Annotated in this window: 17 protein-coding genes; 13 read left to right on the top strand and 4 right to left on the bottom strand. The window is 52.9% G+C overall.

Annotated features, from left to right (window positions below; genetic code table 11):
• Window positions 1–183: 183 nt before the first annotated feature.
• The 8 genes from ACFQ1Z_RS05255 to ACFQ1Z_RS05220 all read left to right on the top strand — a co-directional run bounded on the left by ACFQ1Z_RS05255 (window position 184) and on the right by ACFQ1Z_RS05220 (window position 7,671).
• Entirely contained in the window at window positions 184–2,457 is a 2,274-nt protein-coding gene (locus ACFQ1Z_RS05255) for a heavy metal translocating P-type ATPase (protein ID WP_379056158.1), read from the top strand.
• Window positions 2,458–2,461: 4 nt separating this feature from the next.
• Window positions 2,462–2,599, top strand: coding sequence for a cbb3-type cytochrome oxidase assembly protein CcoS (gene ccoS, locus ACFQ1Z_RS05250; protein WP_325240666.1), 138 nt, complete (start codon window positions 2,462–2,464; stop codon window positions 2,597–2,599).
• A gap of 103 nt (window positions 2,600–2,702) precedes the next feature.
• The gene (gene ccoN / locus ACFQ1Z_RS05245) at window positions 2,703–4,139 is read left to right on the top strand and encodes a cytochrome-c oxidase, cbb3-type subunit I (protein WP_379056156.1); all 1,437 of its coding nucleotides are present in this window, start codon (window positions 2,703–2,705) and stop codon (window positions 4,137–4,139) included.
• A gap of 10 nt (window positions 4,140–4,149) precedes the next feature.
• On the top strand, window positions 4,150–4,776 hold the full coding sequence (gene ccoO, locus ACFQ1Z_RS05240; protein WP_379056155.1) for a cytochrome-c oxidase, cbb3-type subunit II: 627 nt from the start codon (window positions 4,150–4,152) through the stop codon (window positions 4,774–4,776).
• A gap of 11 nt (window positions 4,777–4,787) precedes the next feature.
• Entirely contained in the window at window positions 4,788–4,928 is a 141-nt protein-coding gene (locus ACFQ1Z_RS05235; protein WP_379056154.1) for a cbb3-type cytochrome oxidase subunit 3, read from the top strand.
• Between the two features lie 36 nt (window positions 4,929–4,964).
• Entirely contained in the window at window positions 4,965–5,861 is an 897-nt protein-coding gene (gene ccoP / locus ACFQ1Z_RS05230; protein WP_379056153.1) for a cytochrome-c oxidase, cbb3-type subunit III, read from the top strand.
• 15 nt (window positions 5,862–5,876) lie between these two features.
• Window positions 5,877–7,322 (top strand): cytochrome c oxidase accessory protein CcoG, encoded by a 1,446-nt coding sequence (ccoG, locus tag ACFQ1Z_RS05225; RefSeq protein ID WP_379056152.1) that lies wholly within the window; start codon window positions 5,877–5,879, stop codon window positions 7,320–7,322.
• A gap of 100 nt (window positions 7,323–7,422) precedes the next feature.
• Complete coding sequence (locus ACFQ1Z_RS05220; RefSeq protein ID WP_379056151.1) at window positions 7,423–7,671, top strand: FixH family protein; 249 nt, start codon at window positions 7,423–7,425, stop codon at window positions 7,669–7,671.
• 21 nt (window positions 7,672–7,692) lie between these two features.
• Here the strand turns inward: ACFQ1Z_RS05220 and ACFQ1Z_RS05215 are convergent, their stop codons facing one another.
• Both ACFQ1Z_RS05215 and fnr read right to left on the bottom strand, forming a co-directional pair.
• The gene (locus ACFQ1Z_RS05215; RefSeq protein WP_379056150.1) at window positions 7,693–8,538 is read right to left on the bottom strand and encodes a hypothetical protein; all 846 of its coding nucleotides are present in this window, start codon (window positions 8,536–8,538) and stop codon (window positions 7,693–7,695) included.
• A 39-nt stretch (window positions 8,539–8,577) separates the two neighbouring features.
• Window positions 8,578–9,342, bottom strand: a complete 765-nt coding sequence (gene fnr / locus ACFQ1Z_RS05210) for a fumarate/nitrate reduction transcriptional regulator Fnr (RefSeq protein WP_379057179.1) — start codon at window positions 9,340–9,342, stop codon at window positions 8,578–8,580.
• A 270-nt stretch (window positions 9,343–9,612) separates the two neighbouring features.
• On the opposite strand from fnr, the gene hemN reads away from it, so the two are divergent.
• The 5 genes from hemN to ACFQ1Z_RS05185 all read left to right on the top strand — a co-directional run bounded on the left by hemN (window position 9,613) and on the right by ACFQ1Z_RS05185 (window position 18,091).
• Window positions 9,613–10,998 (top strand): oxygen-independent coproporphyrinogen III oxidase, encoded by a 1,386-nt coding sequence (hemN, locus tag ACFQ1Z_RS05205; protein ID WP_379056149.1) that lies wholly within the window; start codon window positions 9,613–9,615, stop codon window positions 10,996–10,998.
• Between the two features lie 9 nt (window positions 10,999–11,007).
• Entirely contained in the window at window positions 11,008–11,712 is a 705-nt protein-coding gene (locus tag ACFQ1Z_RS05200) for a sulfite exporter TauE/SafE family protein (RefSeq protein ID WP_379056148.1), read from the top strand.
• 67 nt (window positions 11,713–11,779) lie between these two features.
• The gene (locus ACFQ1Z_RS05195) at window positions 11,780–12,199 is read left to right on the top strand and encodes a hypothetical protein (RefSeq protein WP_379056147.1); all 420 of its coding nucleotides are present in this window, start codon (window positions 11,780–11,782) and stop codon (window positions 12,197–12,199) included.
• A gap of 941 nt (window positions 12,200–13,140) precedes the next feature.
• On the top strand, window positions 13,141–17,133 hold the full coding sequence (hrpA, locus tag ACFQ1Z_RS05190) for an ATP-dependent RNA helicase HrpA (protein WP_379057177.1): 3,993 nt from the start codon (window positions 13,141–13,143) through the stop codon (window positions 17,131–17,133).
• 40 nt (window positions 17,134–17,173) lie between these two features.
• On the top strand, window positions 17,174–18,091 hold the full coding sequence (locus ACFQ1Z_RS05185; RefSeq protein ID WP_379056146.1) for a hypothetical protein: 918 nt from the start codon (window positions 17,174–17,176) through the stop codon (window positions 18,089–18,091).
• A gap of 163 nt (window positions 18,092–18,254) precedes the next feature.
• On the opposite strand, the gene ACFQ1Z_RS05180 is transcribed toward ACFQ1Z_RS05185, so the two are convergent.
• Together ACFQ1Z_RS05180 and ACFQ1Z_RS05175 are read right to left on the bottom strand one after the other, a co-directional pair.
• Window positions 18,255–20,747: a methyl-accepting chemotaxis protein gene (locus ACFQ1Z_RS05180; RefSeq protein ID WP_379056145.1), complete on the bottom strand. Its 2,493-nt coding sequence runs from the start codon at window positions 20,745–20,747 to the stop codon at window positions 18,255–18,257.
• 354 nt (window positions 20,748–21,101) lie between these two features.
• A complete protein-coding gene (locus ACFQ1Z_RS05175; protein ID WP_379056143.1) occupies window positions 21,102–23,660 on the bottom strand; it encodes a methyl-accepting chemotaxis protein in 2,559 nt (852 codons plus the stop codon).
• Window positions 23,661–23,815: the final 155 nt, after the last annotated feature.

The following is a 23,815-nucleotide window of genomic DNA, read 5'->3' as shown; positions in this document are numbered from 1 at the left end:
ATGCCAGCGTTAGCTCTGCTAGCAGATGTTTGCGCTGAATCAAGTAACAGGCAGCCGTTTTCGGGCTTAATCTACGTTTCAACTATCAGCTAAGACATTGATTTATATTATATTCAATCATATAATATAAAGTTGTATAATGTTTCACGAATGGTCCATATTGCAATGGCAAAGTCGCAGGTTGTGAGCAGCGCAAATCCCTGGCAAGGGCTGGATATCCAGTCTGAATGGGAGCGTTTTAGCCAGCGTGAGTCTAGCACTTCCAATATCTGGACCTCGCATGTGTGGGTCGAAAGCATGCATTGCGCCGCCTGTAGCGGGCGTATAGAACAAAACATCAAACAAATCCCCGGCGTCCTTGCCGTCTATGCCAGCGCTGCTTCCAAACGCGTGCGTGTGGTTTGGGATGCACAAAAGATCTCCCCTTCGCAATGGTTTGCCGATCTGGATCAGATAGGCTATTCCGCCTTGCCGCTCAACGAGTACAACGCCATCACCGATAGAACCATACAGCAGCGCAAGATGCTGTGGCGGCTGGTGGTCGCGGTTTTCTGCATGATGCAGGTCATGATGTACGCCTACCCGACCTATACGGCTGACAGCAACGACATGGCGCCGGATATGGTGCAACTGATGAAATGGGCTTCTTGGGTACTGACCTTGCCAGTGATGCTGTTCTCGGCGACGCCATTCCTGTCGCAAGCCTGGGCCAGCCTCAGGCAGCGCCAGTTGGGCATGGATGTGCCGGTGTCGCTGGGTATCATCGCCGCATTTGTCATGAGCACACTGGCGACGTTTGCGCCTGGCGGCTGGTGGGGCGATGTGGTGTATTACGATTCACTCACCATGTTTGTCAGTTTTCTGCTGATAGGGCGCTGGCTGGATGTGAAACTGCGCAACCGTACCGCTGGCGCGCTGGAAAACATGATGCGCCGCTTGCCCAATGCCGTGCTCAAGAAAAACCAGGCCGGCGAGTGGGTGCAGATCGCTGCCAGCAATATCAATGTCGGCGATATCCTGTTTGTGCGCCCCGGTGAAGTGTTCGCCGCCGATGGCAAAGTGGTGGTCGGCAATACCAGTGCAGATGAATCCATGCTGACCGGTGAATCTGAGCCGGTGATGAAAGCCACCGGTGCACAGGTGATCGCCGGTTCCGGCAACCTGACTTCAGTGGTGGAAATGCAGGTCGAGCAGGTGGGTGAGGGCACGCAATACCATGCGCTGGTCAATCTGATGGCTTCGGCATCGACTGAAAAACCTGGCATCGCCCTGCTGGCAGACAAAGTCGCGCAACCTTTTCTGTGGGGCGTATTGCTGGCAGCGCTGCTGGCGGTGGTGTACTGGTGGTCTGTAGACCCGGCCAAAGCGGTGATGTCTGCCGTGGCGGTGCTGGTAGTGACCTGCCCGTGCGCATTGTCGCTGGCGACCCCGGCGGCCATGCTGGCCAGTGCTGGCACCTTTGCCAAAGGTGGCGTACTGATACGCCGCTTGCAGGCGATACAGGCCATCAGCGAAATCGACACCATAGTGTTTGATAAGACCGGCACGCTGACCGAAAACCTGCAACAAGTGCAGCTGGCAGAAACGCATGCGGATTGGGGTAACACCTTAATTCTGGATATGCTGGCATCGATCACACGCGACTCTCTGCACCCGGTAGCAAAGGCTTTGCATACTTATGCGGTAGAACAAGATGCCCTCACTGACCTGGTCATGCATGACTGGCAGGAAGTGGTCGGTGGCGGTATTTCAGCTACGCTGGATACCCAGGCTGATACTGCCGTAGCAGTCAGACTCGGTAATGCGCAGTTCAGCGGCGTGGTAGAAGCAGAGAGCGGGGCAGAGCGCCAGGTGTATCTGATGGCTGGCAATGTGATGGTCGCCAGATTCACCTTGGCCGAGCAAGTGAAGCCACATGCCAAGGCGGCGATTTCACAATTAATTTCACAAGGGCTTGATATTCAACTGTTATCTGGTGATAGAATAGCGCCGGTAAAAAATCTGGCATTACAACTCGGTATTCAGAGTGCGTCAGGTCTGCAAAAAGCAGAAGATAAGCTGCAACACGTGATGTTGCTGCAACAACAGGGGCGGAAAGTTTTAATGGTAGGTGATGGTTTGAATGACGGCCCTGTCATTGCTGCAGCGCATACTTCTATTGCAATGGGTACCGGCGTCCCTTTGACGCAGGCACAAGCCGATATGGTGATTTTGGGCAATGATATCGGAGTGCTGGTTTCGCTCATTTCGCACTGCAAGAAAACCATCCTCATCGTCAAACAAAATTTGTTATGGGCGGCGCTTTATAACGCTGCCGGTGTGCCTTTAGCGATCATGGGCCTGCTGCCAGCCTGGTTGGCCGGTTTAGGCATGGCGGCCAGTTCGCTGCTGGTGTTGCTCAATGCATTGCGCTTGACCGATTGGGACAAGTCGCGTTGGCAGAAAGGTCAGGCATAGCTCTATGGAAATAGCATTTATGTTGATACCACTGGCAGTGCTGCTGGTGTTTGTGATTCTGGGTGGCTTTTGGTGGGCCATCCATACAGGACAATTTGAGGATCTGGAAGAAGAAGGGTCCCGAATACTAGAGCAGGATTGATATGTGTCAAATGCTCGCCATGTAATGTGTGCGATATTGGGTGTGTATCTAAAAAAGTAGTTTTTTCATGTTGGGTGTTTGTTTTAATGATTGGGAGAAATCCATGCAAGATGCAACCGTGAAGGCTGCGACCTACAATGACAAAGTAGTGCGCCAATTCGCAATCATGGCAGTGGTTTGGGGTGTTTTTGGCACATTAATGGGCGTGATCATTGCGTCCCAGCTGGTGTGGCCGGATTTAAACCTGGGCTTGTCATATACCTCTTTCGGCCGCCTGAGACCACTGCATACCAATGCGGTGATTTTTGCATTTGGCGGCTGTGCTTTGTTTGCGACTTCGTACTATGTCGTACAACGTACCTGCCAGACGCGCTTGTTCAGCGATAAACTGGCGAGCTTTACTTTCTGGGGCTGGCAAGCGGTGATCGTCGCTGCGGCTATCTCCCTGCCTTTGGGTTACACCCAGGGTAAAGAGTACGGCGAGCTGGAATGGCCTATCGATATCCTCATCGCTGTGGTGTGGATCTCTTATGCCATCGTGTTCTTCGGTACCATAGGTATCCGCAAGGTCAAGCACATTTACGTGGCTAACTGGTTCTACGGTGCGTTTATCCTGGCGGTGGCTTTGTTGCACATCGTTGAGAGTGCGGCGATTCCTGCTGGCTGGTTCAAGTCTTACTCTGCTTATGCAGGGGTGCAAGATGCGATGGTGCAGTGGTGGTATGGTCACAACGCGGTTGGTTTCTTCCTGACAGCGGGTTTCCTGGGCATGATGTACTACTTTGTGCCTAAGCAAGCCGAGCGTCCTGTGTATTCTTACAGCTTGTCTATCGTGCACTTCTGGGCACTGATCTTTACTTATATGTGGGCGGGTCCTCACCACCTGCATTACACCGCATTGCCAGACTGGACCCAGTCGTTAGGCATGGTGTTATCGCTGATCCTGTTTGCACCTAGCTGGGGCGGTATGATCAACGGCATCATGACCTTGTCCGGCGCATGGCACAAACTGCGTACTGACCCTATCCTGCGTTTCCTGATCGTTTCACTGTCTTTCTACGGTATGAGTACCTTTGAAGGCCCGATGATGGCGATCAAGACTGTGAACGCTTTGTCTCACTACACTGACTGGACAGTAGGCCACGTGCACTCTGGTGCCCTGGGCTGGGTGGGTTTCATTTCCATCGGTTCACTGTACTTCCTGATCCCGCGCCTGTTCGGCCAGAAACAGATGTACAGCGTGAAAGCGATCGAAGTGCATTTCTGGATGGCAACGATAGGTGTGGTGCTGTACATCGCTGCGTTGTGGATCTCTGGCGTGATGGAAGGCCTGATGTGGCGTGCGATGAACGCTGACGGTACTTTGGCTTATACCTTTGTTGAAAGCGTAAAAGCAAAATTCCCGTACTACCTCACACGTGCGATCGGTGGTTTCCTCTACATGAGCGGTTTAGTGATCATGTTGTGGAACACCTACAAAACAGCAACCAGCGGCAAACCAGCAACGGTAGAAATACCGGCTGTGGTTGCACACGCTTAAGGAATACATCATGGCATCTCATGAACACAATAGTGGCAATCTGCACGAGAAGATAGAAACCAATAACTTTCTGCTGATCGTGCTGACTTTAATCACCATTTCTTTTGGTGGTCTGGCAGAAATCGTGCCTTTGTTTTTCCAGAAGACACTGACAGAGCCTATCCGTGGTTTGCAACCATACACTGCATTACAGCTGGCTGGCCGTGACATTTATCAGCGTGAGGGTTGCTACAACTGCCACTCACAGATGATACGTCCTTTCCATGCTGAAACGCTGCGTTACGGTCACTACTCAGTGGCTGGTGAATATGTTTACGATCACCCGTTCCAGTGGGGTAGCAAGCGTACTGGCCCTGACCTGCATCGTGTAGGCGGTAAATACACTGATGACTGGCACCGTGTGCACTTGAACCAGCCGCGTGACGTGGTTCCGGAATCCATCATGCCAGCTTATCCCTGGTTGAATGAAAACCTGGTTGACGATACCACCATTGGTGACCATATGGCGGCCCTGCGTAAAGTAGGCGTGCCTTACACCGATGAACAGATCAAAGAGGGTGGTGCGGCCATTAAGGGTAAAACTGAAATGGATGCACTGGTGGCTTACCTGCAAGTGTTGGGTATACACCTCAAATAAGGAGACGCGCCATGGATATCATCAGCATATTACGCATACTGTTTACATTACTCACCTTTGTCCTGTTTGTAGTGATCGCAGTGTGGGCATGGCGCAATCGTAACTCCGCACAGTTCAAGGACGCGCAGAACCTGCCGTTCGATGAAGACTAGTGGACTGTGTGCGTAAAGGTTTAAGGGAAAAACATCATGAGTGATTTTGTAAGTGGATTTTGGCCGATCTGGATTTCGACCATAACCCTGGGTGGGATTGCATTCTGTGTCGGCTTGCTGATTTTCGCTAGCCGCGTAAAAGTGACTTTGGATAGTGATAATACCAATGGCCACGAGTGGGACGGCATCAAGGAAATGAACAATCCTTTGCCTATGTGGTGGGTAGGCTTGTTTATCATCACGGTGATCTTTGGTCTGGCTTACCTGTACCTGTTCCCGGGTCTGGGTGAGTATCAAGGCAAGTTTGGCTGGACTGGCGTCAAGCAGTACGAAGCTGAAGTGGCTAAAAACAACGAAAAAGTTGCGCCGCTGTATGCCAAATATGCCGCCATGTCAGTAGAAGATGTCGCCAAGATCCCTGAAGCACGCGATATCGGCAAACGTATCTTCCTCAACAATTGTGCAGCCTGCCATGGTTCAGATGCCAAAGGTAGCCGCGGTTTTCCTAACCTGTCAGACAACGACTGGTTATACGGTGGCAGCCCTGAAAGAATCAAGGAAACCATCACCGAAGGCCGCATAGGCATGATGCCGCCTATGGCAGCCGCTGTTGGTAGCGAAGAAGATGTTAAAAACGTGGCTAACTACGTGTTAAGCCTGTCTGGCAGCATACATGACTCCGGTCGTGCCAACGCCGGTAAGGATAAGTTCGTGGTATGTGCAGCTTGTCACGGCCCTGAAGGTAAAGGTAACCAGATGATAGGCGCGCCTAACCTGACAGACAACATCTGGTTGCATGGCCAGGGTGAAGCGGCCATTATCAAGCGTATACACGAAGGTAAAACCAACCAGATGCCAGCCTGGGAAGAAAAATTTAGCCCTGAGCAGATCCATCTGCTGACGGCTTATGTCTGGGGTCTTTCTAACAAGTAAGGCATGCAGAAATCCATGGGTGACATTGGAAAAAATGCTGTGAAAATAACCACCATTCCTGAGCAGGAGGTGGTTTTTTCGCTTTATAAATCTGAAGATAAGGTTTACGCCCGCAGCGTTTCCGGTCTTTATAACAACTGGCGTTGGGTGATGGTGTGGGCCACGCAGTTGTTTTTCTATGGTGTGCCCTGGTTGCAATGGGATGGCCGCCAGGCCATGCTGTTTGACCTCGAAGGCATGCGCTTTTATGTGTTTGGCCTGATCTTTCATCCGCAAGACCTGATCTACCTGGCGTTTCTGCTGATCGTGTCTGCGCTTTCGCTGTTCCTGTTCACTGCCATCGCCGGGCGCTTATGGTGTGGCTACACCTGCCCGCAAACGGTGTATACCGAGATCTATATGTGGATGGAGCAGAAGATAGAAGGCGACCGCATTGCGCGCATGCGCCTGGATGACAGCAAGTGGAACCTGAACAAGGTCACGCGTAAATCGCTGAAGCAGTTTGCCTGGATAACCTTTGGCTTATGGACGGGCGTGACATTTGTCGGCTACTTTACCCCCATGCGTGAACTGGTGCCCAGCCTGATGCAATTCCAGGCCGGTGGCTGGGAGACTTTCTGGGTATGTTTTTACGGTTTTGCCACCTATGGCAACGCTGGTTACATGCGCGAGCAGGTCTGCAAATATATGTGCCCGTATGCACGTTTCCAGAGTGCTATGTTTGACGGCGACACCATGACGGTGACCTATGATGAAGCGCGCGGTGAGCCGCGTGGCGCACGTTCGAAAAAAGCCAGTGAAAACGTCAATGGCCTGGGCAGTTGTATCGATTGCAATATCTGCGTACAAGTGTGCCCGACCGGTATCGATATCCGTAACGGCTTGCAGTACGAGTGCATCGGTTGCGGTGCCTGTATCGATGCCTGCGATGATGTCATGGAAAAAATGGGCTACGCCAGAGGCCTGATTAAATACACCACGCAAAATGGCATGGATAATCGCTGGTCGCGCCAGCAGATGTGGGCGCGTTTATTAAGGCCGCGTGTGCTGATCTATACCACTATCCTGATGACCATGGTGCTAGGTATGGGTGTAGGTATCTACTACAAACCGGATTTCAGGCTGGATGTGTTGCGTGACCGCGCGGTGATGGCGCGTTACAGCAATGATGGCAAGATAGAGAACGTCTATAACCTCAAGCTGGAAAACGAGACCGAAGTAGTGCGGGATTATGACCTGAAAGTCACTGGTTTACCTGAGCTGGCCATTCATTTTTCTGATAATAATGCGCAGCAGATCAAAGCGCTTAAACCTTTTGAGAAGCGTAATGTCATTGTTGAGGTGCAGTTGCCGGATGGCGAGACACGCGCCGGTTCACACAAGATCTTCTTTGAGATGACCGATATTCAGGCCAAAGAAACCATCAGGGAAAAATCTGTATTTATCGTACCCAGTAATTAATGCAGTCATTCACGTAGTCATTAATGGCTCAGCGCTAATTAACGGCGAACCAACGGAGTAAAGCAAAGTGGCACAAAGCATGATGCATAAAGGAACACAGATGGTCGATCCACAAAAATGGTACCAGAACCCCTATGTCTGGTTGATTATTGGCGGCCCGGCACTGGTGGTGGTGGCTTCGTTTATCACGCTATATCTGGCGATCACCCATCCTGACCCGCCTATAGACGATTACTATCGCAAAGGCATAGAGATCAACAAAACGCTGGATGCCGAGCGCGATGGCATGGCGCCGGCCGTGCAGGCACGCAACCATGCACAAACCGGCATGAAACCGGCTGACGATTAAACCCTGATTTCTAAAGCAATCCTAATCAAATGCGCGCACCTGAAAGCCTTGTGCGCGCAGTTCCACTGCATAATCCTCTATCACACTGGCTGCAACAGGCTGCAGGCTCGCTGCAGCCGCTTGCTGGCTAGGCCTGGCAATGCCATATAGCAGAATACCTGCGACCTTGTCCTGATACGCTTGCAGTGCTGTTATATAGCCAGGTAGGGATGGCGTAGTGACCAGCTGCTGATAAACCTTTCTGCTGACTATCGCTGTTTGTACCCAGGTGCGGCACAGGCTGCAGCAAGTGTGCAACCTTTGCATATGCAAAGCCAGCGGCACATGGCTGCCATTCACCGCCCGCATCTCGGCATCACTGCCGGCATCCAGCTTGAACCACACCTCGCCGCCTAGCGCATGCAGACACTGAATGGCATGTTGCACATGCGCATGCTGCAGCTGGCTGCCATTGGTGATCAGCCTGACTAATATCACCAGCTGACGGTGCTTAAGAACCTGGCTGATGACGTTCAAGGTCTGGTTAAACTGTGGAGAGGTGGTTGGTTCGCCATCACCGGCAAAGGCAATGTCCTGTATTAGAGGGGAGAGTAGGTCTGGACCATGCTTGACAGCCTGCGCACTGATCCAGTCCAGGCAGTGTTCCAGCTCGGTCTGCAAACGCGCGATGTCTATCATAGGTGACGGGCCGCGTTGCAAACCTGGCACCTGGCAATAAATGCAATGCCAGTTACAGCTATGGTTGGGGTGCAGATTTATGCCGATAGAAATGCCTTGCGCGCGCCGTGACCAGACCGGGTAGACATATTGCCAGTCACGGGTCGCTGTATAAGCGGCGAGCTCGCTGAATAGCGCTTGCAGCAGCATGCTGTATTGCCTGCACTTATGTTTGCAGTAGTGTTTGCATCAGCAGGTGCTGGCGTTGAATATCGCTTTCAGTTTATCGTGATCCAGGATGCGGATATTTTTCTGTTTGACTTCAATAATGCCGTCTTCGCTAAACTTGGAGAAGGTGCGGCTCACCGTTTCCAGCTTCATGCCCAGGTAGCTGCCTATCTCTTCACGCGTCATACGCAAGATGAGCTCGCTTTGCGAGTAACCCCTGGCGTGCAGGCGTTGCAGCAGATTGAGTAAAAAAGCTGCCAGGCGTTCTTCTGCGCGCATATTGGCTAACAGCATCATCACGCCATTTTCACGCACAATCTCGCGACTCATGATCTTGTGCACATGACGTTGCAGCATGGGGATCTCGCGCGAAAGGTCTTCCACATGGTTGAAAGGCATGACGCAGACTTCGGCGTCTTCGAGCGCGATGGCATTGCAATTATGTTTATCGCTGACTATGCCATCCAGGCCTATGATCTCACCGGCCATCTGAAACCCTGTGACTTGCTCGCGGCCGTCTTCAGACACCACACTGGTTTTGAAAAAACCGGTGCGTATGGCGTAGAGCATGGTGAAGGCGTCGCCACTGCTATACAGATGCCCGCCCTGTTTGATTTTTTTGCGGGTGGCCACCATGCCATCCAGTTGCTGCATCTCGTCTGCGTTCAGGCCGACCGGCAGGCACAGTTCACGCAGATTGCAGTTAGAGCAGGCGACTTTAAAGCTGGATTCCGCCTGTTTGCTGTCCGCTGCTTTGGGTGCTATGGGCTTGGGCTCGGCATGCATAGAGGCTGTCCTGGACTGGCGTTGAGTATCTAGCGGATTATACGCGCCCTGGTGAGGTGTTTCAAAGACGGCCATGCCGTTGGTGGCAATTTCAGTGAACATGATACGAGGTCTCTTCCCTTTATTATGTAGTGCCATTATGCAGGCGCATGACTGCTGCGGGTTTGATGTACATCAAGTGGGCGAGGATTACTTTGTGGCAAAGTGGCGGCCATGCTGTGATAGGCGTAAAGCCATCCATAGAGAACAGGAAAAAGTGTGCTGGATACCATGAAACAACCGTTGATGATCACGCAGGAGCATATAGAGCGCTACGATGTATCGGGGCCGCGGTATACCTCGTATCCCACCGCTGACCGCTTTGTTGAAGCCTATGATGCCACCGCTTATGGCAAGGCGCTGGAACAGCGCAATATCAGTGGCTGGAAACAGGCGCTGTCTGTCTATGTGCATATCCCGTTTTGCGCCTCGCTGTGTTTTTATTGCGCCTGCAACAAGATAGTCACCAAGCGCTACGAGCAGAGCGCTATCTACCTGGATTATCTGCAACGCGAACTGGACCTGCATCTGCAGGCATTAGGTCCGCAGCAGGCGGTCAATCAATTGCATCTGGGTGGCGGTACACCCACCTTCTTCAGTGACGCAGAGTTATCCCGCCTGATGCAGATGCTGAAACAGGCTTTTGTCTTCAGCGACCAGGGCGAGTATTCAGCCGAAATCGACCCGCGCACCGTAGACAGCGCGCGCCTGCAACATTTGCGCGACCTGGGTTTTAACCGTCTCAGTTTCGGCGTGCAGGATTTTGATGTCGATGTGCAGCAGGCCGTGCATCGCATACAGACCTACAAACAAGTGGCCTTGCTGATGCGTCAGGCGCGTGAGATGGGTTTTCAGTCACTGAATGCCGACCTGATCTACGGCCTGCCCAAGCAGACGCCCATCACTTTCAGGCAGACCATTTCGCAGATCATCACGCTGCGGCCAGACCGCATCGCCTTGTATGGCTACGCGCATCTGCCTTCGCGTTTTAAACCGCAACGGCGTATTCTGGATGAAGACCTGCCCAGCGCTGTCGATAAGATACAGATGCTTTCCGAAGCCATACAGCAGCTGATCCAGGCCGGTTATGTCTACATAGGCATGGACCACTTTGCCTTGCCGCAAGATGCGTTGGCCATAGCCAAACAGCAGGGCAGGTTGCACCGAAACTTTCAGGGTTACAGCACCATGGCCGATCAGGATATCCTGGCACTGGGGGTCTCGGCCATAGGCAAGATGGGCGCCAGCTACAGCCAGAATGCCAAAACGCTGGCTGAGTATTATGATTTTCTCGATCAGTCGCAGCTGCCGGTTGTGCGTGGCCTGGCACTCAGCCGTGATGACCTGATACGCCGTGCCGTGATCATGGCCATCATGTGCCATGGCGAATTGAGCTATGAATCCATAGAGTTATCCTATATGGCAGACTTCAGAGAATACTTTAAGTCTGAGCTGCAACAACTTGCTGAAAAAGAGAAACAAGGCCTGGTGGTATTAGAAGACGACGGCATTAAAGTCACCGAAATGGGCTGGTTCTTTATACGTGCCATCGCCATGGTGTTTGACCGCTATTTGCAGCACGACGCCAACCGTGCAAGGTTTTCCAAAATCCTTTAAACTCTCGCCATGTTAGCCAGTTTACTCCTGACCGCCTTTGTCATGGGGCTGGCAGGCGGGCCTCACTGCATTGCCATGTGTGGTGCAGCTTGCGGCGCCATGCAAACACCCTCCAACGCCAGATCCATTCCCATACGCATAGCCCAGACCGTGCCCTGGAGCTTTTACCTGGGCCGCATGCTCGGTTACGGCTTGCTAGGCGCATTAGCCGCGCAAAGCCTGCGTGGCCTGGCCTGGTTATCCGGTCAAAGCCAGGTATTCCAGCCACTGTGGACCTTCTCGCACACCCTCATTTTTGCCTGGGGCTTTTTGCTGCTAGCCACCGGTAAACAGCCGCAATGGGCAGTGCAGGGCGCGCAGCAGGTGTGGGCCTGGATCAAACAGCATACCCGCCACGCCAGATTCAACTTCCTGTTCACCGGCATGGTATGGGCCTTGTTACCGTGCGGCTTGCTTTATTCCGCCGTGATGCTGGCTTCGCTGCAATCGCAATGGCTACAAGGCGCACTGGTGATGATGGCCTTTGCCACAGGCTCAGCCACTATCCTGGCTATCGCCCCTGTCTTGTGGCGTTCAGGCCAGCAAGCCTTACCCGGCTGGATGCAGGAGAGCACAGGCATGCGTATCAGTGGCTTGATGCTGGTAGTTTTAAGCCTGATCGCCCTCTGGATGGACCTCATGCATCACGATAAGTTATGGTGCCAAGTGCTATGATTTATAAGTAAAAATTAATTCATTAACTTTGTATTCAAAGTACCAAGCATTGTTTAAAGGAAACAATATGAAATGCTTAGCAACGCTGCTGATGTGCCTGATCACCACCAGTGTTTACGCCCTGGATTTAAGCGGTGTTTACGACTGTAGAGGCGAGGATGCGCATGAGGGTGAATATACCGGCATAGTGACGATGAAGTTGCGCAAAGAGCATAGCAAGGGTGCAGACAGCAGCTACGACTTCCAGCTGGAAGTCCCCAATTACGGCATCTACAAAGGCCATGCCGCGGCACATGGCATGCATGCGGCTATGCATTTTGCTTTGCCGATGGAAAATGGCGAGTATGGTGGCAAGACCGGTGATTTTGGCACCGGCATTGCGGAATTCAAGAAGGGCACGGACGGGCGGTTGATGTTCAGGAAGTTTTATTTTGAACCGGCGTTTAAAGGCGGCAATACGGGTGTTGAGGAGTGTGTGAGAAGGTAAATTTCTATGAAGTTCTAATCGGTACTTCTTAGTATGGTTCTGGGCTGATGGTTTGGTGCTCTGTTTCAGCCTTTTCTTTCGCCACTCGGCGAGTTACTTTTCCTTGAATGCTTTAGTGTTCTATTTCACCGTTCTTTTTCGCCCCTCGGCGAGTGTCTTTTCTTTGCGTGCCCAAAGAAAAGGCACCAAAAGAAAGGGCACCCTAGCTTCCGCTTGTTTCCTGCGTTGCTCGTCAAAATAAGCGGTCGCGAAACTCGCCCTAGCGGCCTGCACAGAACGCAGGCCACCGCGGAGCTCAGACAGTCGCTCCCTTCCTCCTTATTTTGACTCCGCTACTCGGCGCGTCAGATAGGGGACCCGGAAAGACACTACGCGGTTGGTGAGGTGAGTCTTTCTCGCATCGTATCCCGCTCGACGAGCGAATAAAAAAAATCAAAAACAAATACACAGTTGCTAAGCGGCCCGCTGCACATGGTGGTTGACTAATGGCCCATCGTGCTGGTGTTGACCTTGGGCCCCTATCTGACGCGCCGAGTAGCGCAGTCAGCGTGGGAGGGGTCGGCCAGCGTCTGTTCGAGTTCCGCAACAAGCCACGTTCTGTGTGGCTTGTCAGGGCGAGTTTCGTTGGACGCCCACGCTGACGAGCAACGCAGGAAACAAGCGGAAGCTAGGGTGCATTTCTTTTGGTTACGTTTTCTTTGGGCAAGCAAAGAAAAGTAACTCGCCTAGAGGCGAAAGAAAAAGCTAAAACAGAACACAGAACTTCCAAAGAAATACGAATTACAACCTCACAGCAAGTGCATCTATCCCGAAAATTCCCTGCTGATCTCCACGCCAACCATGAATAGCTTTAATCCCCGGCATGTTAAAATCTCACCCCTATGACCGCTGTCTCCCCCGCACAACTCATCAGCCAACTCGAAAAACAACTTCTGCAGTGCATGCTGGCTGACCGTTTTCCGCTCAAGCGCCGTTTGCACCAGTTGCGCGATGCCTTGAAACAGAACAAACCCGTCGATAAGCCTCTGGTGGATATCGCACATAAAGTGCAGGCTTCGCAACAACGCCTGCAGGCGCGCCAGGCAGCCTTGCCGCAGCCGGAATACCCGCCAGAATTACCTGTCAGTGGCAAGAAAGACGAGATCGCGGCGGCTATCCAGAAACACCAGGTGGTGATCGTCTGTGGGGAGACCGGCTCCGGCAAAACCACGCAACTACCCAAGATCTGCCTGGAACTCGGGCGCGGCGTCAGCGGCCTGATCGGCCACACCCAGCCCAGAAGGATCGCGGCGCGTTCGGTCGCCACCCGTATCGCGCAGGAGCTTAAAAGTCCGCTGGGCGAGGCGGTGGGTTACAAGGTGCGGTTTAACGACAAACTCTCGGCCGGCAGTTACGTCAAGCTGATGACAGACGGTATTTTGCTGGCAGAAACGCAAAGTGATAAATTCCTCAATGGCTATGACACCATCATTATCGATGAGGCGCACGAGCGTAGCCTGAACATCGATTTCTTGCTGGGTTACCTCAAGCAGCTGTTACCCAAGCGGCCAGACCTGAAAATCATAGTCACTTCGGCGACCATAGATGCGGATAGGTTCTCCAGTCATTTCAATGGCGCGCCGGTGATAGAGGTTTCTGGCCGCACTTATCCGGTGGAGATCCGCTACCGGCCGCTGGGCAATAAAACCACTATGGTGGCGGTAGAGGTGCCGGTTGATGACGGCCTGGACGATATAGACCGTTTCGCGCAGGACCTGATGGGCATCAAGCGCAAACCGCCACGTACCGAAACACGCTGGCTGGAAGAGGATGACGAAGAGGAGGTGATGGAAGATGCCATCCTTGATACGGCTGAAGACCTGTTGCGGCAGGGCGACGGCGATATCCTGGTGTTCTTGCCCGGCGAGCGCGAGATCCGCGATACCGCTGACCATTTGCGCAAAAACCAGGGCCGGTCACTCAAGCTGAAATCGGCTGAGATACTGCCACTGTTTGCGCGCCTGAGCATTGAAGACCAGCAGAAGATCTTCCGTCCCGGCGGGCAGCGCCGCATCGTGCTTTCTACCAATGTAGCTGAGACTTCACTGACGGTGCCAGGCATTAAATATGTGATCGATGCCGGGCTGGCGCGCGTCAACCGTTACAGCCCGCGCGCCAAGGTTGAGCAATTACAGATAGAGAAAGTCTCGCAGGCAGCGGCCAAACAGCGCGCAGGGCGTTGTGGCCGGGTGTCCAGCGGTATCTGTGTGCGCTTGTATTCGGAAGAGGATTTTAACCAGCGCCCGGCGTTCACCGAGCCGGAGATCTTGCGCAGCTCATTGGCGAGCGTGATCTTGCGCATGGCCGATCTGCGCCTGGGCGATGTCGCCGAGTTCCCGTTTATCGAGGCACCTTCATCGCGCCTGGTCAGCGATGGTTACCAGTTGCTGCAGGAGCTGGGTGCGGTGACCGAGCGGCGCGAGATCACCGAGATCGGGCGGCAGATGGCACGCCTGCCACTGGACCCGCGCGTCGCGCGCATGATACTGGCGGCCAAAAAAGAAAGCTGCTTGCGCGAGATCCTGATCATTGCCAGTGTGCTCAGCATACAAGACCCGCGCGAGCGGCCTATGGACAAGCGCGAAGCGGCTGATCAGGCACATGCCAAGTTCAAGGCCGATGACTCCGATTTTATGAGCTATCTCAAATTGTGGGACTGGTACGACCAGGCTTTAAAGACCAAGAAATCCAACCGCGAGCTGCTCAACCAGTGCCATCAATCTTTTCTGTCATTTCTGCGCCTGAAAGAGTGGCGTGAGTTGCATGCGCAACTGCGCGAGATGGTTGAAGAAATGGATTTCAAGCTCGGCGATAAGGAAGCCAGCTATGAACAGGTGCACAGAGCGCTGCTATCCGGCTTGCTCGGCAATATCGGCTTTAAGGATGGCGACGGTGAGACCTATGCCGGTGCGCGCGGCATACGCTTTACCATTGCGCCCGGTTCGGCACTGAAAAAGAGCCGGCCTAAATGGGTGATCGCCGCCGAGCTGGTCGATACCAGCAAACTGTATGCACGCATCGTTGCCAAGATAGACCCGGACTGGATAGAGCCGGTGGCGCACGAGGGCGGGGCACGTGACCTGACGCAAAGCCATTACAGTGACCCGCGCTGGGACCGCAAGACCGCGCAGGTAGTCGCCTGGGAGCGTGTCAGCCTGTATGGCCTGACCATAGTGCCTAAACGCCGCGTGCATTACGGGCCGGTAGATGCGGCACAATCACGCGAGATCTTCATACGCGAAGCCCTGGCCAATATGGAGTTTGATACGCGCGCGCCTTTTCAGGAGGCTAACCGCAGGCTGATCTCGGAAGTGGAAGCACTGGAACACAAGGCGCGTCGCCAGGATGTGCTGATAGACGAACACCAGCTGTTTGCTTTCTACGACAAGGTGGTGCCTGAGATCAGCGAGCAATACCGTGTGTTCAATGGCATTTCGTTTGAAAAATGGCGGCAGGACGCGGAAAAGATCAACCCTAAAGTGTTATACCTGACGCGTGAATCGCTGATGCGCCACGGTGCCAATGCCATCACCGAAGTACAGTTTCCCGAGCAGATGAACATAGATGGCGCTACCGTGCCGCTGAAATACCGGTTTGAACCTGGCCATGTGCTGGACGGTGTGACCGCCACCATCCCCCTGGCTTTGCTCAACCAGCTGGATGCCAGCGTGACTGAATGGCTGGTGCCAGGCATGGTGCGTGACAAACTCACCGCGCTGATCAAGGCACTGCCCAAGACTTTGCGCCGCGTGTGCGTGCCTGTGCCTGACTTTGTCACCGGTTTTCTGCAGGCACACCAGGCCAGCGGGGCCTTGCTACCGGCATTGACGCAGTTTATCCAGCACAAGACTGCGCTCAAGCTCAAAGCTGAGGAATTTGACCTGGCCGGACTGGATGCGCATCACCTGATGAATTTCCGCGTGGTCGATGAAAAAGGCCGCGAGCTAGGCATGGGCCGTGACTGGAATACGCTCAAGAAACAGTTGGGTTCAGCCGCGCAACTGACTTTCCGCAGCGGTTCACCGGATATTGAAAAAACCGGGCTCAAACAATGGGACTTTGGTGACCTGCCGCAAACGCTGACCTTTAGCAAGGATGGCCGCCAGCTGACCGGTTATCCGGCGGTGGAGGATAACCAGGACAGCGTGGCGGTGAAGCTGTTTGATACGCCTGAGGCGGCTGATGTGGCCCATCGCAAAGGCGTGTGCCGCCTGATGCGTTTTGAGCTCAAGGAACAGATGAAACAGCTGGAAAAAAGCCTGCCGGGCTTTAACCAGTATGCCTTGCTGCTACGCGCGGTGATGAACCCGGACCAGTTGCGTGAAGACATGCTGCAAGCGATCGCAGACCGCGCGTTTATCGCCGAAGACGCATTGCCGCGCACCAATGCTGAGTTCATGCAGCTCAAGCAACGCGCACGCACGCGTCTGCCTGCGGTGGCTGAAGCGCTGACCCGGCAGGTGCAGCTGATCGCCAGCGAATACCAGCTGTTGATGGCACAACTGCAAAAAATGACGCCGGTGACGCAGAAGATCAAACGTGAATGTGAACAACAGTTGCAGGCACTGGTCTATCACGGATGCTTCAGCCGTACGCCCTGGGAATATCTGCCGCATCTGCCGCGCTATCTGAAAGCGATACGCATGCGCATAGATAAATATCCGACCAGCATAGAACGTGATGGCAAGCACGCGCAGGTTATAGGGCAACTGGAGCAGCGCTGGCAGCAAAAAGTTGAACAGTTACGCAAGGCGAATGCCTCTGTAACAGCCAGGTTACAAGACTTTGCGTGGCAGTTACAGGAGTTACGTGTATCATTATTTGCACAGGAATTAAGAACGCCTTATCCTGTCTCAATCAAAAGACTCGAAAAACTTTGGCAAGAAATACAATAGTCATGCGTGACATCAGCAAACTCAGTGATTAATCCTGTTCATGCGCAAGCCTTCCCCATTTGAACCCTTTAGCACGCCCAACTGGCTGAAACCAAAGCAGCGGGACTATGTGTTGCGCATCCCGGCCAGGTTGATGTGGGGCTTTCTGCTGTCGCTGCTTTTTCACGCGTTATTGTTCTGGGGCTTTATACTGGACTTGCTGACGCCTATGGAAGAGTCATCGCAAGCGCCATTAAGCATAGTGCTGAACACGGCCAAACCCGCTGCCACCCCGCCCAAAGTCGTTGAGCCGCCACTTGAACTGCCAGAGCCGCCCAAGCCGCAGCCCAAACCCAAGCCGCAGCCTAAAGAAGCGCCCAAGCTGCCTAAAAAGATCATTCAATCGCAAAACCCGGACAGCAGTTTCAAGCTGCCTGAGCCCAAGCCGCAACCACGTCCGCAGCCTACGCCACAGCAGGTGCCACCGCCGCCGGCAGAAGATTTCTCCAGCATGATCAAGCGCAGGCAGTCGGACCGCTTTTCGGAAGAAATGGCTGCCAAGCAGGTCAACGATGCAGCCGCGGCCGCCGAGCGTGGGCCTAGTGAAGACGAGCGGCGCACCAAAAACATCATGAACAACCTCAAGGTCGGAACCAATGGCCTGTTCTCTATCAAGCGCATGGACCCTTACAATGCCAGCTTCAGCTTTAAAGGCTGGGTGAATGACTATACCTCTGCCAATACCCAGTTTTACCAGGTAGAGGCGGGCACCGGTGAAGATATACGCCTGGTCATGGTACGTCGCATGATCGCCATCATACGCGAGCATTACAATGGCGATTTCGACTGGATATCCAACCGCCTTGGCCGCACTGTGACTTTATCGGCCAGACCTGCCGACAGTGCCGGCCTGGAGGATTTCCTGATGAAAGAGTTCTTTGGGCCTAACTACAAGACCCAGGATCTATACGGGCATTAACCCCCCGGCCTACAGCCTTGGCTGTTGCGCTGCCATGGCCGGCAGCGCGTCAATTCCACACACACTGTAATTACAAGCGTAAGATAAAAAAATACCTTGCAGGAGCTGTGCAAGGTATCGAATCTGAATCTCTGGTCTGTGCTATGGCACAGCGTAAACTGGCTTAGGCCGCAGCGGCGATCTGGTAGCTTTGTTTGCTGGCCGGTTGGCTGTGCGCGGCAGGGCGGCTGTCCGGCAGTTTGTACTGGTCTACCGTCTCAGTCAGTTTGTTGGCTTGTTCAACCAGCGACATGGCCGTGGCAGCGGCTTCTTCCACCAGTGCCGCATTTTGCTGGGTCACTTCATCGATCTGGTTCATGGCCGAGTTGATCTGGTCTATGCCTGTGGTCTGTTCGGCAGAGGCAGCGGTGATCTCGGAAATAATGGCCGAAACACTCTTGATCGCATGCAGCATCTCTTCTATGGTGCCGCTGGCCTGGTCTACATATTGTGAGCCACTGGCGACGATACTGGCCGAATCGGCGATCAATTGCTTGATTTCTTTGGCGGCGGTGGCTGAGCGTTGCGCCAGATTGCGCACCTCATTGGCCACCACGGCAAAGCCACGACCTTGTTCACCGGCACGCGCGGCCTCGACGGCTGCGTTCAGTGCCAGGATATTGGTCTGGAAAGCAATGCTGTCTATCACAGTCAGAATCTCTTCAATGTGCGAAGAACTCTCACTGATCTCGGCCATGGTCTGCACCACTTTGGTAAACACTTCACTGCCTTTATTGGCGACTTCGCTGGCTTTGCTGGTCATGATATTGGCCTGCTTGGCATTCTCGGCGTTGTGTCTGACGGTTGCAGCGATCTCTTCCAGGCTGGCTGCGGTTTCTTCCAGTGAACTGGCTTGCTCCTCGGTGCGTTGAGAGAGGTCATTATTACCCATAGAGATCTCAGAAGCAGACAAGTAAATGGTTGCGCCTGATGTTTTAATGGTGGCCAGAATGCCGGTCATGGCGTCGATGATGATATTGATGCCTTCACACAACTGCTTGATCTCGCCGGATTTGTCAGCAGTAGGTATCCTGTGAGTCAGGTCGCCGGTCTTGGTGTAGCGCACCACATCATCCACCGCCTGTTTCATGGCATGTGTCTCTTTGATCTTGGCACTGATATCAGTCGCATATTTCACCACCTTGAACGGTTTGCCATCCATATCAAAGATAGGGTTGTAAGTCGCCTGCAGCCAGATCTCCTTGCCACCTTTGCCTACGCGCTGGTACTGGCCGCTATCGGGTTGGCCACGGCCCAGATTGTCCCAGAACTGCTTGTATTCAGGGCTGTTTTTATAGGCCGAGCCTACAAACATGCTGTGGTGGTTGCCTATGATCTGCTGCGCGCTGTAACCGGTGACTGCGGCAAAGTTATCATTGACCGCCAGGATGTTGCCTTTGAGGTCGAACTCGATCACGCCCATGACTTTACTGATGGCGGCGATCTGCCCTGAAAAATCAGCGTATTGCAGTTTTTCGCGGGTGATATCCGTCGCGTATTTCACCACTTTGAACGGTTTGCCGTCCATATCGAAGATAGGGTTGTAACTGGCTTGCAACCAGATCTCGCGGCCGCCTTTACCTATGCGTTTGTATTGGCCGTCGTTGGCCACACCCTGGGCCAGTTGCTGCCAGAGTTGCTTGTACTCTGCACTGTTTTTATATTCAGTGGTGGCAAACATGCTGTGATGGTTGCCGACGATCTCCTGCGCGCTATAACCGGTCACTGCGGCAAAATTGTCATTCACAGACAGGATATTGCCCTTGAGGTCGAATTCGATCACGCCCATGACCTTGCCTATGGCGGCGATCTGGCCGGAGAAATCGGCATGCTTGAGTTTTTCACGCGTGATATCGGTGGCATATTTCACTACTTTGAATGGTTTGCCATCGGTATCGAAGATAGGGTTATAACTGGCTTGCAGCCAGATCTCGCGGTTGCCTTTGCCAAAGCGTTTGTATTGCCCGTTGCTGGCGATACCCTGGGCCAGGTTTTCCCAGAACTGACGGTATTCAGTACTGCCTTTTTGTTCTGGCGCTACGAACATGCTGTGGTGGTTGCCGACGATCTCTTGGGTGCTGTAGCCGGTCACTGCGGAAAAATTGTCATTGGCAGACAGGATATTGCCTTGCAGATCGAACTCGATCACGCCCATGACTTTACCTATGGCGGCGATCTGGCCTGAAAAATCGGCGTTCTTGAGTTTATCCTGCGTGATGTCAGTGGCATATTTCACCACTTTGTATGGTTTGCCATCCTCATCGAAGATAGGGTTGTAACTGGCTTGCAGCCACAGCTGCTTGCCATCTTTGCCTATGCGTTTGAACTGGCCATCTGCTGCTTCACCTTTGGCTAGCTTTTCCCACAGTTGTTTGTATTCGCTGCTGGCTTTGTACTCTGCTGACACAAACATGCTGTGGTGGCGGCCGGTGATCTCTTGCGCAGGGTAGCCAGTGACAGCCGCAAAACCTTCATTGACTGCAAGGATATTTCCTTGCAGATCGAATTCGATCACGCCCATCACTTTATGGATGGCGTCGATCTGACCTGTGAGGTCGATCTGCTTGAGTAACAGTTCTTTGCTGGAATTCTTACTACCATTAAAAATACTGAGCATATCAACTCTCCGAGGTCATAAATAAGATGAAATAAAGTTAATTTATCTTAATATACACCGTGGATTTTTAACTGATGAAACAGAGAGGGATTTATAGCTCAATTAATTTAAGTAAATATAATTGACAATAACATCTGTAAATGTTGGCTTTCGTTTGCCATTTGGCGAGACATATAGTAAGCCAGATGTAGGCCAGATAGTTACCCAGTTTTTGAAAAATACTCCATGAAATCAGCAGCTAAGCATATTGAGGCCACTGACTGTCAGCATCTGCTACCAGCAGGCGTCCGCCAGCCGGGCAGGCATAAAAAAACCCGCCAGCGGCGGGTTTTGCATCAGCTATTGTGACTGGTTTTAAAACTGATCCCAGCCAGCGTTATTGGTACCGGTTCTGACTTTTTTTGCAAAGCTCTGGCTTCTGGATTGCAATTGCGGTCTGGCGGCTTTAACAGCTGAGCTGCCAGCGCCGTTGTCCTGAAAGCGGTAATGGCTGACGGTCTCCTGCAGTTTTTCTGCCTGATCCACCAGTGACATCGCAGCGGCAGCAGCTTCTTCAACCAGCGCAGCATTCTGCTGGGTCACTTCATCCATGCGCGAGACCGCAGTATTGATCTGGTCTATGCCGCTGCTTTGCTCTACCGAGGCGCTGGTGATCTCGCTGATCAGCTGCGAGAAGCGTTCGATCACGCTGACCAGGTCTTCCATAGTGCCGCTGGCCTGTTCTACATAGGTAGAGCCATTGGCGACTTTGGCGGCCGAATCATTGATCAGCAACTTGATCTCCTTGGCAGCGCTGGCGGAACGTTGTGCCAGGTTACGCACCTCGCTGGCGACCACGGCAAAGCCACGGCCCTGTTCACCGGCACGCGCGGCTTCAACCGCTGCGTTCAGCGCCAGGATATTGGTCTGGAAGGCGATACTGTCTATCACCGAAATGATTTCTTCAATGCGTGAAGAGCTCTCGGTGATTTCTGACATGGTAGACACCACCTTGCCAAATACTTCACCACCTTTGGCTGCAATGCTGCTGGCCTGGTCGGTCATCTGGTTGGCCTGTTGCGCATTTTCAGCGTTATTTTTCACGTTAGAAGCGATCTCTTCCATACTGGAAGCAGTTTCCTCCAGTGAGCTGGCTTGTTCTTCAGTGCGTTGCGATAAATCATTATTGCCTTGCGAGATCTGCGAGGCAGCCGTGCTGATCGCTTCGCCGGCGACTTTGACCGAAGACAGGATATCAGTCATTTCATCAACGATGGTGTTGACACCCTCACACAGGGTTTTGATCTCGCCTTGTTTGTTATCGGTGTCTATCCTTTGTGTCAGGTCGCCACTCTTGGTGGCCGCGACCACTTGCGCGGTCTCGTGCACCGCCTGTTGCATGATATTGGCTTCAGCCACTTTGGCGGTGATGTCAGTCGCGTATTTCACCACTTTGAACGGCTTGCCGTCAGAATTTAGAATAGGGTTGTAGCTGGCTTGCAACCAGACTTCCTTGCCGCCTTTGCCTACACGCTTATACTGGCCCTGATCGGCTTTGCCTTTGCCCAGGTTTTCCCAGAACTGCTGGTATTCAGCACTGTTCTTGTAAGCCGCTTCCACAAACATGCTGTGGTGCTGGCCTATGATCTCGCTCTTGCTGTAGCCGGTGACTGCGGCAAAGTTATCATTGACGTCAGTGATCTTGCCGCTGAGGTCAAAGCTGATCACGCCCATCACTTTGCCTATGGCATCGATCTGGCCTGAAGAATCTGCATTTTTCAGTTTGTCTGCAGTGATATCGGTGGCGTATTTCACCACTTTGAAAGGCTTGCCTGCCGCATCTAATATCGGGTTGTAACTGGCTTGCAGCCAGATCTCTTTGCCGCCTTTGCCTATGCGTTTGAATTGGCCTTCTTCGGCTTTGCCGCTGCCCAGGTTTTCCCAGAAGCGTTTGTATTCGGCGCTGCTTTTATAAGCTGGTTCGATAAACAGGCTATGGTGCTGGCCTATGATCTCTTGCTTGCTGTAGCCGGTGACGGCGGCAAAAGTATCATTGACATCGGTGACGTTACCCTTGAGGTCAAAAGTGATCACGCCCATGACTTTGCCTATGGCATTGATCTGGCCAGAGTAATCCGAATTTCGCAGTTGGCTGACGGTGATGTCAGTGGCGTATTTGACGATTTTGAATGGTTTGCCGTGGCTATCAAAAATAGGGTTGTAGCTGGCTTGCAACCAGATCTCTTTGCCGCCTTTGCCCACGCGCTTGAACTGGCCTTCATTGGCCTGGCCGTTGCCCAGGTCGGCCCAGAACTGTTTGTATTCGGCACTGCTTTTATAAGCCGGCTCGACAAACAGGCTGTGGTGCTGGCCGACGATCTCTTCTTTGCTATAACCGGTGACAGCAGCAAAATTGGTATTGACCGCCAGGATATTGCCCTTGAGGTCGAATTCGATCACGCCCATGATCCTGTTAATGGCGGCGATCTGCCCTTGTGATTCTGCATCACGCTGTTTCTCAGCCGTGATATCGAATGCATATTTAATGACTTTGAACGCTTTGCCGCTTTCATCCTTGACCGGCACATAGCTGGCTTCCAGCCAGATCTCCTTGCCGGCTTTGCCTATTCTTCTGAACTGGCCGTTATCGGCCTTGCCGCGGCCCAGGTCTTCCCAGAACTGTTTGTATTCGGCACTTTTCTTGTAGTCGGGGTCCACAAACAAGCTGTGATGCTGACCGATGATTTCCTGCTTGCTGTAACCGGTCACCGCCGCGAAGTTGTCATTGACCGCCAGGATATTGCCTTGCAGGTCGAACTCGATCACGCCCATCACCTGATGTATGGCTTGAATCTGCCCGCTATCATCGCGCGGCTTTGTTTCGCTGGATTTGCCCGCTTTACCAGTCAGTTTACTCAGAAAATCAATACTCATTATGCATCGCCCTCACTTGGGTAGGTTTTAACCATTGTTGTTTGTTTATAGCCTGTATTAAATACCCAACACAGCAAAAAGGATTTGCCGATAAAGCGCGGATTTACGTTCCATTTCCTTAACAAAAGCGTGGTTTTACCCTTAGTTCTTAAGTT

It is taken from the genome of Methylophilus luteus (assembly GCF_042676265.1).
Lineage (GTDB): Bacteria > Pseudomonadota > Gammaproteobacteria > Burkholderiales > Methylophilaceae > Methylophilus > Methylophilus luteus.
The sequence above is the reverse complement of the archived record's forward strand: the minus strand, read 5'-3'. Positions and strand labels throughout refer to the sequence as shown.